The sequence below is a fragment of the Sorangiineae bacterium MSr12523 genome (assembly GCA_037157775.1).
Classification (GTDB): Bacteria; Myxococcota_A; Polyangia; order Polyangiales; family Polyangiaceae; genus Pendulispora; species Pendulispora brunnea.
Genome location: CP089982.1, coordinates 1,478,351 through 1,493,233, shown reverse-complemented (window position 1 = coordinate 1,493,233; position 14,883 = coordinate 1,478,351). Strand labels below are relative to the sequence as shown.

Annotated in this window: 13 protein-coding genes; 7 read left to right on the top strand and 6 right to left on the bottom strand. The window is 62.4% G+C overall.

Annotated elements, in window-relative coordinates; all coding sequences use genetic code 11:
* Positions 1–25: 25 nt before the first annotated feature.
* A complete protein-coding gene (locus tag LZC95_05980) occupies positions 26–811 on the top strand; it encodes a helix-turn-helix transcriptional regulator (protein WXA96385.1) in 786 nt (261 codons plus the stop codon).
* A 25-nt stretch (positions 812–836) separates the two neighbouring features.
* Here LZC95_05980 and LZC95_05975 read toward each other — a convergent pair whose 3' ends face one another.
* From LZC95_05975 to LZC95_05950, 6 genes are all read right to left on the bottom strand, one after another.
* Positions 837–1,835 (bottom strand): MBL fold metallo-hydrolase, encoded by a 999-nt coding sequence (locus tag LZC95_05975; protein WXA96384.1) that lies wholly within the window; start codon positions 1,833–1,835, stop codon positions 837–839.
* Positions 1,836–1,949: 114 nt separating this feature from the next.
* Complete coding sequence (locus tag LZC95_05970) at positions 1,950–2,759, bottom strand: hypothetical protein (GenBank protein WXA96383.1); 810 nt, start codon at positions 2,757–2,759, stop codon at positions 1,950–1,952.
* A gap of 197 nt (positions 2,760–2,956) precedes the next feature.
* Positions 2,957–3,448, bottom strand: a complete 492-nt coding sequence (locus LZC95_05965; protein WXA96382.1) for a hypothetical protein — start codon at positions 3,446–3,448, stop codon at positions 2,957–2,959.
* Positions 3,449–3,719: 271 nt separating this feature from the next.
* Positions 3,720–5,048 carry an SCP2 sterol-binding domain-containing protein gene (locus tag LZC95_05960; GenBank protein ID WXA96381.1) on the bottom strand — a complete coding sequence of 443 codons (1,329 nt, stop codon included), beginning with the start codon at positions 5,046–5,048 and terminating at the stop codon, positions 3,720–3,722.
* Positions 5,049–5,117: 69 nt separating this feature from the next.
* Positions 5,118–5,534, bottom strand: a complete 417-nt coding sequence (locus tag LZC95_05955; protein WXA96380.1) for a MarR family transcriptional regulator — start codon at positions 5,532–5,534, stop codon at positions 5,118–5,120.
* A 56-nt stretch (positions 5,535–5,590) separates the two neighbouring features.
* Positions 5,591–7,645 (bottom strand): prolyl oligopeptidase family serine peptidase, encoded by a 2,055-nt coding sequence (locus tag LZC95_05950; protein WXA96379.1) that lies wholly within the window; start codon positions 7,643–7,645, stop codon positions 5,591–5,593.
* Positions 7,646–7,738: 93 nt separating this feature from the next.
* On the opposite strand from LZC95_05950, the gene LZC95_05945 reads away from it, so the two are divergent.
* The 6 genes from LZC95_05945 (at position 7,739) to LZC95_05920 (ending at position 14,668) form a co-directional block, all read left to right on the top strand.
* Positions 7,739–8,662 carry an alpha/beta hydrolase gene (locus tag LZC95_05945; protein ID WXA96378.1) on the top strand — a complete coding sequence of 308 codons (924 nt, stop codon included), beginning with the start codon at positions 7,739–7,741 and terminating at the stop codon, positions 8,660–8,662.
* 500 nt (positions 8,663–9,162) lie between these two features.
* Positions 9,163–10,158, top strand: coding sequence for a hypothetical protein (locus LZC95_05940; protein WXA96377.1), 996 nt, complete (start codon positions 9,163–9,165; stop codon positions 10,156–10,158).
* A 1,257-nt stretch (positions 10,159–11,415) separates the two neighbouring features.
* Positions 11,416–11,994, top strand: a complete 579-nt coding sequence (locus LZC95_05935; GenBank protein ID WXA96376.1) for a TetR/AcrR family transcriptional regulator — start codon at positions 11,416–11,418, stop codon at positions 11,992–11,994.
* Positions 11,995–12,054: 60 nt separating this feature from the next.
* Positions 12,055–12,708: a hypothetical protein gene (locus LZC95_05930; GenBank protein WXA96375.1), complete on the top strand. Its 654-nt coding sequence runs from the start codon at positions 12,055–12,057 to the stop codon at positions 12,706–12,708.
* A 2-nt stretch (positions 12,709–12,710) separates the two neighbouring features.
* Positions 12,711–13,418, top strand: coding sequence for a VTT domain-containing protein (locus LZC95_05925; protein ID WXA96374.1), 708 nt, complete (start codon positions 12,711–12,713; stop codon positions 13,416–13,418).
* A 59-nt stretch (positions 13,419–13,477) separates the two neighbouring features.
* Entirely contained in the window at positions 13,478–14,668 is a 1,191-nt protein-coding gene (locus tag LZC95_05920; protein WXA96373.1) for an MBL fold metallo-hydrolase, read from the top strand.
* Positions 14,669–14,883 lie beyond the last annotated feature (215 nt).

Sequence of the window (14,883 nt, the reverse complement as noted above, 5' to 3'; positions counted from 1 at the left end):
GTGCCATCACCGTAAGCTCACGCCCATGGGCTCGATCGTCGACGTCGACACGGCACGGGCGCCCGCGTTCGGGTTGAAGGACGATCATGCGCCGTTTCACTCGGCGCCGCATGCGCATGCGCGGCATCAGATCCTCTATGCCGTTTCGGGTGTCCTTTCGCTGGAGGCGGAGTCCTCGCAATGGGTGCTGCCCCCGGAGCGCGCGGCGTGGATTCCCGCAGGCGTCGTCCACGTCGTGCGCACGCGGGTGCCGATTCGGCTGCGCACCATTTACATGGCGCGGTCGCTCGTGCGCTCGGCGCCTGCGGCGTGCTGCGTCTTTGGGGTAACGTCGCTCGCGCGGGAAATGATTCTTCATTCCATGCAGTGGGGGCCGGGGACGCGGCCCGACGATCCCGTTGCCAAACCGTTCTTCGCCGCGCTCGCGGCGCTCGTACCTGGGTGGATCGCCGACGAAAAGCCGTATCGGCTGCCCGTGGCCAAAAGTCCCGAGCTGGCGCGCGCCATGCGCTTTGCGCTCGATCATCTCGAGGGCGAGCTTTCCGCCGAGGACGGCGCGCGCGCGGCGGGCGTGTCGGTGCGAACGCTGACGCGTCGCTTTGCCGAGGAGACAGGCACCTCGTGGCGCGCTTTCGTGCATACTGCACGGATGCTGCGCGCCATGGAGCTCTTGTCATCGCCCAAGGTGCGTGTGACGGAAACGGCCTACGCGGTAGGGTTCAACAGCCTAGGGGCCTTCACCGCGGCCTTCACCGAATTTGCCGGCGAGACGCCAAAGGACTACCGACAGCGCCGATCCGCAATCGAGTGACGGTTCGAGCCATCATTCATGGCATTCAAGAACCACTCGCAATTTGTCCCGCGAGGCCGTAAACGCCATACGCAATCAAATACGAGAGAGAAAGCTCGGGAAACGCCTTTTCGGCTTTTTGCGTCAATGCCTGGTAATGCGGCGCGCCGCCGTCGCCCAGGAGCTCGCTTTTGCGGGGTCCGAGGCTTTTCACATAATCCGCCACCAATCGGTGCATGCCATCGAGATACCGCTTTTGGGCTGCGACGGCGTCTTCGACTTTGGCGCTCGCCCCTCGTCCTCCGTAAACGGTGGCACCGGGGTATGCGAGAAGCTCGTCCAGGGCCAGCTTCCAATCGTCCACCCGCGGCTGCGGCGCACCGTGCACGATTCCACCCTCGAGCCATGCGTGCGCGCCCACGTGCACCAGATCGCCGACCACCAGTGCGCCGATGCCTGGCACATAGGCCACCGTTTGCGTGGAGGAGACGCCCGCGTGTTTCAACTCGTGCAACTCCACACGCCCCTCTCCGGTCAACGGAAGGGAGAAATCTCCCTCGAAGGTCTCGTCGATGGTGGCCTGTGCGGGGTACGTTTCCGCGGTGAACATTTTGGCAACTTCGACGAAGTAATGCTTCTTGTACGCGTGCACGTCGGGAATGGCGGCGGCCGTCGCCTTGCTCGCCACGATGCGTGCACCCTCCGCGCGAAATGCCGATGCCCCGTTGAATTTGTCCGGGTTGGGGTGCGTGACCACCACATACCGTATCGGCGACGCCGTGGCCGCGTGAATCTCGGCAATCACCTTGCGCGCCAACGCCTCGGTGAATTGCGCATCGAACACGACGACCTCGCGCCCCGTGTCGTACCAGAACGAGTGCGTCTCGAAGCCGGCCGCATCCGACGTAAAGACTCCCAATTGGCTCGACGCCGGTCGGGAATGCGCAGCCTCCGACGCCCCACACCCCGAAGAGCCAACCCCTGCGACCATTGTCGAAACTGCAAACATCGCGCTCGCCGCGATGACTCGAAAACGTGAACCCATGATGATTCTCCCTCGATTCGCTGAAACGCGAACAGCGCGAGGAAGATGCACCGCTTCACGATTTCCGGCTTCCGGGCTGCGGCCAAAAAATTGCTCGCCGCGGCCAGGCGCCGGTCAACCGCTGACGGGTGCCGTCGATTTGACGTGGCGGAGGACCCACCATTGCGCAATGCCCGCGCCACCCGTGTAGCCGAGGGCCAACACGCGGTTCACTTCGACGATGACACCCGACAGGTGCGCGAAGGCATTGGCCATGTCCCAAACGAGCCAGAGGCCCGCGCCCAAGGCATACATGGCCCAAGGTGTCGCCAGGGCTCCACCTCGCAAGGAGAAGGCCGTCACGGCGAGCGGGCCAATCAGGCTAAAACAGAGCAAGTCTCCAAAGGGGACGAGCACCAGGAGTGTGGTCTTCCACATATCGTCGGGCGGAAGCCGCTGCAGGTTTGCGCGCAGGCCGACCACGAAGAGCAGGGCGGCAAAGGGCACGACTGCCAACTTGGCGATCTGGCGGCTTCTCGAGGGAGAGATCTCCAGCCCCGCCTCGCGCCAGGTTCGCGCGAGCAGCACGGTGGCGGCCGTGGACGCGATGTTGGCGATGGACACCATGATGGCGTACATCGCCTTCTGCCACTCGCGCGAAAGATGCAGTCCCAGGCCTTGCTGCGAATAGCCGAACAAAAGATCCTTCGAAAGAAGCAGCACCATGTTGAGCACGAAGAGAATCCAGACGGTGTGCATGCGATCGCCCCAGGAAAACCGGGTGGTCGCCATGGTGAAGCCCACCAAGGCGAAGAGCTTCATCAGGAGAATCCCATTGGCGATGGTCGCAGCACGGTCTTCGCCGGAAACTGCATAGGCGCCGAGGAAGACCACGGCGAGCCCAAGCGGCAAGAGAAACCACGAAGCTTGGCGCACATAGGGCATCGGTCCATTTTAGTATGCCATCCTCAAGGGCGTGCGGATCCGACATCGTGCAAAAAACCGAGAAAAATCGCGGTCACGGCCGGGCCGATTCCGTTGGAAGCGCAGCCGCTCCACCTGCAACTCACCAGCCGGACCGTGAACATCGGAGGGGTTTCCCAGCTCCCGTGGACCCTCATTTCTGACGCCATCCTCCGCGCCTATTTCGCCTCCACCTGGATGGTGAGGGCCACCCGGTCGTCGTGCCCTTCAATTCGGTCGTACTTGACGTCGACACGACGAAACAACCCGAGCGCTTTCAAACGATCCGCCGTCTCGGCCACTCGGCTCTCGCGGTAACGATCTCCAGCTTTCACGAGTAACTCTTTTCGAATGCTCGCCTCGGGGATTCGCGTGGCGCCCGCCACGTCGATCCGCTCGATGGTGGTGACGGGGCCGGGACGGATTCGAACGTCGATCGACGCGGGTGCGGCTTGCACGTCCAACGACCTCCGCGGCTCCGCATCGACGAAATAGTAGCCGGCATCGTGGTAGCGCGTTCGAAGGACCCGAAGGTCTTCGACGGCGGTGCGACGCGAATACCAATCTTCCGATCGCAATCGTAGAAGTGCCGCCAACCCGGCGGCATCACCGAGCGGGTCCCCCGGTCTTTCGTCCTGGTCGGCGACTTGTAAGTTTATCGAGACTTCCATGGGCTGTGGAACCGAGTGACCTCTCGTTGTTATTCCAATGACGCGCCGGTGTGTGAGCGAGCCACATGCATGTGGGAAGAAATCGCGTGCATCGGCGGTCAGCCGGATATGAGACCACCACATCCAAGCGTGTACTGCCTCCTTCTTACGTCTGCGTGTTCCAGCGCACCGACGCCACGTGCAACCGAGGGGCAAAGCGGGATTGCGACACACGAATCAGCCATTGCATCGCCTCCCTGGGCCAGGTTCCCAAACCCGCCGCGTGTCGGTCTTAGGGAAAGCACGCGCCGAACCGCCGCAGCAGCGTGAGTTTTCCCCGTACGCGAACACGGCGGGTGAGCAGAGCCCAGAACAGACTTTTGTCCCTTCGGAGCGTAGCGAGCCACACCTCGGCGTCGGCGGTAACGTGCACGTCGGCCTCCCCCGCGAGGCCACGCTCGATCGTGAGCACGTGATCGCGAATGTCGACCGTGAGGTCGACACGCTCGCTGCCATGAAATGAGAAGTGGTAGCGCGCCGCCAGGCCGTCGGATTGGCCGCGTTGGAAGCGAAGGGGCATGCCCCGGATGAGCGCCTCGATGCTGTTCACGCGCAGGCCGCTGTTGACGCGGCGAATACGCTTGTGCGGGAAGCGCTTCGCGACGTACGCCTCCGCATCGGACTTTGCGGTGACGTAAATGGGTTCCACTTTGTCTTGCAACGGTCGAACCACCTGCGCGGTAAAGTCTTTGCGCGAGGACAAGAAGGGCCCGATCACGTCCTCGCCCGCGGGGCAGACGGCGAGGCAATACGCCGCCTTGTAGTTGGCGCCGAACGAGAGGCTCTGCCACATGGACGCGGACTCGCTGTCGCTGACCCGTGCGCGGTAGTCGCGTGCGTTGGCGGCGTCCGCAATGTTTTCGACCCAATCGGTGAAACCGCCCATGAACTCGCGGTAATTGTGCGTATAGCACGCGGAAAAGTCGAAATGGCCGTCCGAGCCAATGGCACCCACGGGGCATGCCGCGACGCAGAGCTTGCACTCGAGGCACGGATTGTAATCGAGCGGGGTGCTCGCTTCGTCGGCGGCCCATGCGAGGTCCGTGACGACGGTGCCGAGCAGGATGAAATTGCCAAATTGCGGGTGAATCACATTGCGATGAATGCCCATGGCCCCGAGCCCTGCGGCCACGGCGATGGGCTTGTGCGAAACGAGCCACGTTTTACCGGGGAAGCGGTCCATTTCCATGGGGAATCCCGCCGAGGGAAGCACCGCGCGATGCCCATGATCGAGCAGCGCCCGAACGATGGCGCGCCCGACGTCGTTGATCGCATCGTTGGTATGGTGAAACTCGAGGTTGGCCATCGACCGCGCCGGGGAGCGAATGTCGTCTCGGTTCATGCGAACGACGAAGGAAACCAGGGTCTTCGCCCCCGGTAGCACGGAGAGGATCTCGTCGCGTTGATCGCGAACCTCGTCCCGATCGAGCGCGACGAAGCCCACGTCATCGGCACCTGCCTCGAGGCAAAGCGCGCGCAGCTTCGCCGCGTCCATCGCAGGACGCACCGTGGTGGCCTTCTTCTTCACGAGCTTCACGGTGGGATGCAAATCGAGTTTCACGGTTCTCTCCACGTTGTATATACAACCCGCACACACGAAAAATGGCGCGGGGGACGCGCCTTTGCGCTTTCAAATGACGGGGATCGCGCCAAGCGCGCCCGCGAGCTCGCCTCCCAACGTTTCCTGCGCCCTCTTCTGAGCACGCTCCCACGCAGGACGCGCCTTGCCCAGCACGGCTTCCCCACGCGCGGTGAGGCTAACCCGCTGGGCACTGCCCTGTCCGACGATATCGATCCACCCGCGCTCCTCGAGCCGGCGCAGATTCCGGCTGAGCGTGGACTTCTCCACGTCGAGCACGGCACCAAGTTGCGCCGGCTGAAGTTCGCCCGCAAGCCCCAACGCCACCAAGGCATTGAGCTGCGCCACCCCCACGTCGTACGGCCGCAGCTCCTCGTCATAGATTCGCGTAATCACGCGATTCAAACGCCGCATGCGCATCGCAAGGCACTGCTCCGCGATGCTTTTCGCCACGCTCCGAGTGGACACGCGTTGTATATACAACCCGATCGAGGAAGTGGCAAGGGGGTGATGCCCGCATTGATTCAGGGCTTCAGGTTGTCCTCGAGGAAGCGGGCTACGCGGGTGAACAGTTCGACTTTGGTCTCGCGGCGGTCCAAGCTGTGCCCCTCGTTGGCGGCGAGCATGTACTCGACGGGGATCCGACGCGTCCGCAGCGCGCGAACGATGGCATCCGACTCCGAGCGGGGTACGCGTGGATCGTTTTGCCCTGCGTACACGAAAAGGGGCGCGACGATTTTGTCGACATCGCGCATCGGGCTGAATTGGTCGAGCAGCGCAGAGTCCTTTTCGAGATCGCCGAATTCATCGACGAAGGCGCTGCGGATCTCGGCAGAGGTCGTGCGCAAGAAGGCCTTCAAGTCCGCAATCCCGAAGAGGTCGACCCCAAGGCGCCAGATGGATGGCTGCCGCGTGAGGGCCATCAATGTCGTGTAGCCGCCATAACTTCCGCCCCAAACGACCACGCGCTCGCCATCGCACCATGGCTGCGCCTTGGCCCATGCATTCACGGCCTCGAGATCTTTCAGCCAGTCCGCGCGCTTCTCGCGGTTGTCGGCCATCTCGTAGGCTCGTCCGAATCCCGTGGAGCCGCGCACGTTGGGTTCGACGACGGCATACCCCAATGCCACCAGAAACCGATTCACCGGACTCCAACGCACCGCATAGCTTCCAGCGGGCCCGCCGTGGAAAATCGCAATGGTCGGAAGCTTCTTCTTCTCCGTGCCGGCGCGGTCGGCGGGAAGGTACACATTGACGGGGATCTTCATCCCATCGAATGCCGCGATGGTGGAGATGGTGGCCTGCACGGGCGGCAAGCGATCGAGCCCCGCATGCTTGTCGTCGCGCAGAGGGTGCACGCTGCCCGCGGCCACGTCCACCTCGAAGACATTGGGTGGCTGGCTCGGGAGCGAGATCATGATGCTGAATCGGCGTCCATCCTCGCGAAAGGTTCCCAGCTCCACCTGCCCAAGGGGAACCTTCACCGCGCGAAGCAACTTGAGCGACTTCGCATCCAGAATGCGCACTTCACCGTGGTCTCCGGCATCGACCCGCATGGCGAGCGTATCCCCTTTGGGTGAAACGGCAATCTGCAGCATCGCGCCTTTGGGCGAGGTATTCGTATAACGCGCCAGCTCTTTGCCGCTTGCCGCGTCGAGCGAGAGAAGCAGCGAAGACTCGCTCCCTTCGTCCGTCGCAATCAGGATGCGTTTGCCGTCGGCAGAGTAGAGCGACGAGAAGACATTGCCCTTCTTGCCCTCGGCGGGATAGATGCGGCGAGGCTTGCCCGAGGCCAGATCGATCTCGCTCAAGACGCTGTCGCTGAGCGAGAGGTATTCGAGGAAGAGCACGCGCGCCCCATCCGGCGTGGTGTCCACGGCATAGCCGGGTTTTGGGTGGGTGTAGACGATCTTGGGCTCGCCGCCATCGATGGATTGGGAAAAGACCTTCGTCGCCAGCTCGCTCACCTTTTGAGCGCCGTAGAGCATCATTTGTGGTTTGCGCCGGGGCAGGAGTACGTCCTGACGATGCAGCACTTCGCCCGGCGTCAAGTTCGTGAGGCCCGTGCCATCGGCGTTGACGCGCCAGATGGCGAAGTTTTCGTCGGCACCTGTATCGCGCAGAAACAGGACGGCTTTGCCATCGCGGGTGAACGCCGCCGACATGGCGCGCTCCGGCCCGGTGGTTAGCGCTTTGGGCGAATCGGCGGGACGAGCAACGTCTCCCGCGTAGATCTGGGGCGTGCCATCGCGGAGCGAGCCGAAGATGATTCGTTTTCCATCGGGCGAATAGGCCGCCACCAGCGATGAAAAGAGGCCACTCCAATTGGCGAATGCATCGATGACCGAGGACGCCAGAGGAACCCGCGCCGCGTCACGCCGCTTCTGCTCTTCCGTGAGGACCGTCGGCTCCGACGATGCGGAGGCCGCGGGCGCGGGGGTCGCCGCCGCGGGGGGCGGCGGCGCCGGCGGAGTCGCCGCCGGTGGAGGCGGCGCCACGGCCTCACCACCGCCGCAAGCCGTCAGAAGTGTCGCAATGGGAACGATGGCCCTGACCACGACGCGGGAAATCGGATTCATGGTGCGTCATCATACGCGCTTGCGGCGCTGGAAGAGGATTTTGGATCTGCGGCACCATTGATCGCGGCACGCCACAGGCGCGATGATTGCGCCATGCTTTTCGAAATGCGCCGTGAATGGCTCCTCGGTATCGCTCTGGGCATCGCTTCGTGCGGCGGGCACGCGCCCGAACCTGCGGCTTCACCAACGACCGGTGCCACGACGAGCGGCGAGACGACGTCGATCCGTGACGGATTCGTGACCGCCGCCGATGGCGTCAAGATTCATTACCGAGAGGGCGGTCGTGGAGAGATCGCGCTGTTCTTCCTGCACGGCTGGCTCGGGGACGCGCACTGGTGGGACGAGCAACTCACGCAATTCTCACAACGCTACCGGGTTGTTGCCATGGACATCGCAGGCCATGGGGCGTCGGGCACGAACCGAAAGGATTCGACGTACCAGGCCGCCGCCGCCGACGCTCGTGCGATCGCGGACGAGCTGGGGCTCAAGCGCATCGTGTGGATCGGGCACTCGATGTCGGGAGAAATCATCATCGATGCAGCCAACCAATTGCCGGACCGCACCGCGTGCCTCATTCCAATCGACACCTTGAAAGAAATTGGTGGGCCTGCATCGCGCGAGGAGACGGACGCGTTTTTCGCGCCGCTGCAAAAGGACTTCGTTCCCAATGCGCAGGCCATTCTCAAGAGGGGATTCGTCGCGAGCTCCCCGGCCGCCGTCGTTCGGCGCGTGCTCGACGGCGTCGCCACGATGAAGCCGGACGTGGTCATCCCCATCCTGCGCAGCGGATTCGCCTACGACGGCCGCACGGAGATCCGCAAGGTCAAGGCGCCCATCGTCGCCGTCAACTCGGATCTCCAGCCAACCAAGTTGGACGAAAACCGCAAATACGCCCCGCAATTCGAGGTCATCGTCATGAAAAACGTCGGCCACTGGCCCATGCTCGAGCGCCCCGCCGAATTCGATTCATTGCTCCAACAAGCCATCGACCGCGGCACTCGCACCACGACACGGTAATCTCGAGCGACGCGCCGATGCAAACGCGTTTGTTGAGCCTGCAGCGCGTGAGCGGTCCGGAACGGATCTCAAAAAAGATAACCCCACCTCCGCGATGGAGGAGGAACCGGGATATGGGATAGACAGCGTCGATTTCCATTGACGGACATTTTGCAATCACGTCCTCGAGGCGGTCGCGCCCTGCCGAGTATCGGCCGAGAGACTCGCGTATTGCGGCATCCGTCGATGGTCGGAACGACGAAGCCCGAACGATCCTCCGCACGCCCGATCGAGTCATGAGGCGCATTGAAGAGGGACAAAAAAGGCGATGGTAAGTAGGAGCTATGAAGCTCGCCGATCTCTCCAATGAAGAGCTGCTTTCGGGCCTTCGCGTCCTCGTCGGCCAAAGCCACGTTCTTCTCGCGCGCCTTCTTGCCTATTTGATTGATGTCGAGGAGAGGCGCCTCGATTTACAGTCCGCCTGCTCGTCACTCTTCGAATTTTGCGTACGCAGGCTAGGGATGAGCGAGGACGAAGCGTGCCGGCGGGTCGCGGCATCGCGCCTCGCCCGAAGATTTCCACTGGCGCTCACCATGATCGAACGAGGCGAGATTCACCTGACCGGCCTGCTGCTGCTACGCGAGCATATGACGGATAGTAATCATGTAGAATTGTTGCAAGCCGCTGCAGGGAAGACCAAGGCGCAGTTACAGGAACTCCTTGCGACGCACTTTCCTCGTGCTGACGCGCCTTCGTTGATTCGAGCGGTGCCCGAATTGGCCGTCGCTCAGCCCAGCGCGGGAACGCCCGCGTCCGCATCGAAAACATCTCGCATCGAACCCCTGTCGTCGAAACGGTACAAAGTGCAATTCACTGCGTCTGCGGAGCTCAAGAAAAAGATCGAGCGCGCCGCGGATCTCATGCGCCATGCGAATCCAAATGGAGATCTGGCGGTCGTCCTCGAACGTGCACTCGATCTGCTCCTCGTCGATCTCGAGAAGCGACGGCTTGGCAAAGCGAGCCGTCCAACCGTGGAAGCTCGTCGCAGCAGGCCCCGCGCAGGTTATGTAACCAGGGCAATTCGGCACGAGGTATTCGAACGCGACGGTAGACAATGCACGTTCGTCGACGAGACCGGCCGGCGCTGTGAATCTCGGTCATTCCTCGAGCTCGACCACATCAAGGCCCGTGCACTCGGCGGCACCGATGAAGCAATCAACCTGAGGGTCCGGTGCCGATCTCATAACCGCCTCGCGGCGGAACGCGATTTCGGTCGCGAGTACATCGAGAAGAAAAGGACCGAGAGACGGGCCTCGCGTCCTGAACCTGCCCCGAAGTCTTCCATTCACCCGCGCCAGCGCGTGCACGAATCGGAGACGGCCCTCCTTGCGCTGATAGCCATGGGTTTCAAGGAATCCCAAGCACACCACGCACTCACAACCATCGCGGAGCGCACGGCAACATTGACGCCATCCCTCGAAACAATCATTCGCGAAGCGCTCTCACTTTTGACGTAGAAGATCGCGAACCAGTCTAATGGCAAGAACCTTAACCGCGAGAAACGATTGCGGCATTGATGGAATCGACCACGGTACGCGTCCATCGGGGATCCTCTGACGAGATTGCATTGGTCTCAGCACCGGCCGTACCGACGCGAACCCAATATTTTGGTTTGGTTCGGACGTAGACGTAGAGCGGTAGAATACCAAGCAGAGCAATCCACATCCATATCATTCCCGAATCTGCGTTCTCAGCCTGATTGCAGCGGGACGTGCCCAGAACCGTCATGACTAGTCCAGCGAATAGTGCAATTGTTGGTCGCGGCTGCACCAGCTCTCGCACACTCGTGATGTTCGACATGGCATAGGTTGTGTCTTTGCCAACAACCAAGCGGAGATTCGTGACCGTAACTGACCGGTCTTGAAACAGTATCCGTTCGTTTGAAGCTTGGAGCGGTACATGCTGCGTCTTGGCCCCCTCGTGGGGCCGGCCACAGCGAGGACACGCCGGAGCAGCATCGGAGACTTGTGCGGCGCAGTCCGGGCAGAAGATGAGTGGCATTTGCACCATATTACATGAACGTCGGCCAGCGCTTACCACGCGACGCGCATGAGGTAACGGAATTTCATGTACCAGGAGAGGCGGACAGCCCCTCGAATCAGAGTTTGCCCACAACGGATGGCATGCCTTGGGTCTCCCGCCCTATTGCAACCAAATCCGTCGCCTCGAGCACGCGTTAGACGCCGAGGCAGAACAACATACATCGTAGTCTGCAAGCTCGCCGGCAATGTCGGAAAGGTTGCGAAAAGTTGCCATAGACGATTTCGCGCAGTTTTTTGTGTTGGCTGCCGGTGGCAGCGGGGCCGCTAAAGTGGCTGAGTTGAAATGGTGTATTAAGTGACACGTCAAGACGTCGACGTCCGCATTCGCGCGTTGCGGAGAACGGGTAGCTACAACGTGGGGTTCGTCGCGCCATGGCTCGATATTGTGCACCTGCGGAAGAGCGTCTGCTGACCGGCATTTTTCTTGCGCGCTCGAGGGCCTGCCTGCCGCGCTCCGGGAGGCCGGCTAACCTAGATCCGCTACTCGATTCGTGCGGGTGGAATGCACGTCGCAGGAGTGAGTGCGAGAGTCGCGAGATCAAGAGCGGGCGGTTCGATGAACGCGTGCTCGCACTCCCGAAAAGAAATCGAATCGGGCCCAGCTGAACAAGGAGCGCGCGACCGGATTGGGACATCTTGACAATTGGAGCTCCCATTGTCACAACATGCACCATGCCGGCCAGCATGACGGAGGAAGAGGCTGCGGCGCGTCGCTCGAGGATCTTGAACGCGGCGAGATGGTGTTTTCTCAATTTTGGCTTTTCGAAGACCTCGTTCGAGGACATTGCTAAGCGCGCGAATATTTCGCGCACGCTGCTCTATCGAATCTTCAAGGACAAGGAAGACGTCTTTACGGCGGTGTTCGCGGATTGGTTGGTCGCACGATACCCGGCTGCCCAGCAGGCTGCCACCGGCCCAGGCAAGGCAAAGGAGCGACTGCTCAACGTGTGCAAAGTGATGGTGCTCGAACCTTGGTCCGATATGGTTGGGGCACCTATGGGGGCGGAGTTTTATGATGTTTGCGAGCGGCTGGACCCCAAGATCGCCGCGCAGCACCGAAAGGTCGCACTCCGGTGCGTTGCGGCCGTGCTTGGAGATGAAGACACGGCCGAAGTCTTCCTTCTTGCCCTCGATGGCCTTCTTGCAGATGAACCAACGACGGCGGTGCTCGAATACCGTATGCGGATTCTCGTGGATCGCTTCGCACGAACGGGAAAACGTCGCCGGCGCCCGGAAGAGAAAGGGAACTGACGTGTACAGCACGAACATTTGGACATCAACCGCCCAGGCACGGGCCACGAAGGGTTTCCAATGAGAGTCATCCTTTTCGGCGCATCGGGCATGGTCGGCGCAGGCACCCTCCGTGAAGCGCTCGATGATCCCAAGGTGGAGTCGGTGCTGAGCGTCGGACGAAGCTCGTGCGGCGTCGAGCATCCGAAATTGCGTGAGCTGCTCTTGCCAGATCTCTTCGATTTCACGGGTGTCGAAGACCAACTCGTCGGCTACGACGCCTGCATTTGGGCGGTGGGTATCAGCTCGGTCGGACTCGACGAGGCGGCCTACGCCAAGGTGACCGAGGAGCTGACACTTGCCTGGGCGCGCGCGCTCCTTCGTCTCAACCCCCAGCTTTCGTTCTGCTACTGCTCGGGCGCCGGCGCGGGTGGGAACGCGATGTGGGCGCGCGTGCGGCAGCGCGTGGAGGGCGCGCTGCAATCGATGACGTTCCAACATGCCGGCGTGGTCCGACCGGGCTTCATACGGCCCGGAGCGGGGATCAAGAGCCGCGTGTGGCTCTATCAGGCTGGAATCGTCCTGTTGAAGCCTATTTTCCCCCTCTTCATGCGCTTCTGGCCATCCTTGGTCACCACGTCGGAGACGCTCGGACGCGCCATGTTGCGCGTGGTCGAAGGACAGGCCGATCGATTCATACTCGAGTCCGAGGACATCAATCGGCTAGGAGCATAACGGTGCGCTACGCGAAGATGGGCGCCGTTGTCCTGGTGATAGCTGCGCTTGCGAGTGCCTATCATTTGGGCATCTTCGCGCAGGTCTCCGAGCCGAAGACCCTCGCCCGGACGCTCGTCGCGATGGGGCCGTGGGGTTATCTTGCGTTCGTCGTTGCCTATGCAGTTCTGCAGCCGTTCGGCGTCCCTGGGACGGTCTTCGTCGTCGCGGCGCCGCTCATCTGGCCGTGGAAAACGGCGTTCGTGCTCTCGATGACCGGGACGATGTTGGCCAGCGTCGTCGGCTTCTCGTTCGCGCGCTTCGTGGCGAAGGACTGGGTCTCGGCGCGCATACCCGCCCGGTTTCGAAAGTACGATGACGCGCTCGAGAGAAACGCATTTCAGAGCGTCGTCCTCCTCCGTTTGATCTTCTGGATGCCGCAGGTGCTGCACTCCTTCCTGGGTGTCTCGAAGGTGGGGTTCTGGACCCAAGTTTGGGGTTCGCTCATCGGCTACGTGCCACCGATTCTTCTCGTCAGCTTTCTGGGCGGGCAGATGTTCGATGCTTCGGGGAAAATGCAACCTGGCGCGTGGCCGATTCTCGCCGGCCTGCTCGGCGCTTCACTGCTCATCGTCGTGCTCGTCCGAGTCTACGGGAGCGGAACGACCAGACGTGACAGGTGTGACAGGTTTGACAAACATTGTCCAAGTGGTAGCACCTCTTCCGAATGAGCGGGGCGCAGGCTGAGGACTCCGGAGCTGATGAGGCCTATGAGGGCCGTACGGCCCGGATGAATCAGCGCAAGCGCAGCTGGTGGCGTCGCATCGTGCGGGCGGTTGGCCTGCTGGTCCTCCTTGCGGTGGCGCTGACCGTCGTTGCGGGTTGGACGGCCTTTGGACATCGCGCGGAGGGGGCCCGGCGTGCGCGCATGGAGCGCTCTCCTCATTGGAAGAATGGGCACTTCGCCAACCCGCAGCCGCTGGACAACGACGCGTGGCTCACCATCCGAAACATGGCCCACGCGAGCCCCTATCGCAGCCCCACGCAGCCGATTCCAACGCTCCCGGTGCCCTCGGACCGATTTGCGACTTCCCCGCCGTCCGGTTTGCGTCTCACGTGGCTGGGGCACTCCTCGATGCTCGTCGAAATCGACGGGCACCGCATCCTCACCGATCCCGCGTGGAGCCCGCGCGCATCGCCGGTCACCTTTGCCGGACCCGAACGCTGGTTTCCGCCGCTTCTCACGGCGCCCATCGTCCAAGAGAAGCTCCCGGTCATCGATGCCGTGGTCATCTCGCATGACCATTACGATCATCTCGATTACGGCACCATCGTCGCCATGAAGGATTGGAATACCACCTTCGTCGTGCCGCTCGGCGTGGGGGCGCACCTTGCCTATTGGGGTGTCGCGGAAGACCGCATCGTCGAACTCGATTGGTGGGAAAGTACACACATTCGCGATCTCACCATCGTGTGCACGCCCGCGCGCCATGCCTCGGGCCGCACCCTCTTCGACAATGACACCAAGCTATGGGCGGGCTACGCCTTCATCGGCGCCCAGCATCGCGCGTACTTCTCGGGGGACACGGGGCTCTTTCCGCTCATGAGTGACATCGGTGCGCGGCTCGGTCCCTTCGACGTGGCCATGCTCGAAGTCGGCGAGTACGACGCCGCCTGGCCCGATTGGCATCTTGGCCCGGAGCAGGCCGTCGAGGCCCACCGCATGGTCCGAGGGCAGCTCATGGTGCCCATGCACTGGGGCCTCTTCAACCTTGCGTACCACGGCTGGACGGAGCCCATCGAGCGCGCGCTCGCGGCGGCGGAACGCGCGAAGATCGATATCGTCACGCCCAAGCCCGGTCAGAGCTTCGAGCCCGGGCTGCCACCGGTGCGCGAGCGCTGGTGGCCCGATATTCCCTGGCGCACCGCCGACCAGGCGCCGGTGGTGGCCACGCAGATGAAAAAGCCCGTGATGCCGTAGACCACGAGCACGAACGCGCCGATGAACGGCACGTAGCTCGCCGGGCCCGATGGCAGCGGAAAGCCGAGCGGCCAGCCATACACGACGACGTGCCCGAGGTTCACGAAGAGGAATAAGCCGATCAGCGTGGCGAAATCCCTGGCAAGCCGGCCTGCCCCGTGAAGGAGCGCCCGATGCACCGCAAGGGCCGCGATGGTGCCCAAGCCGGCCACCGC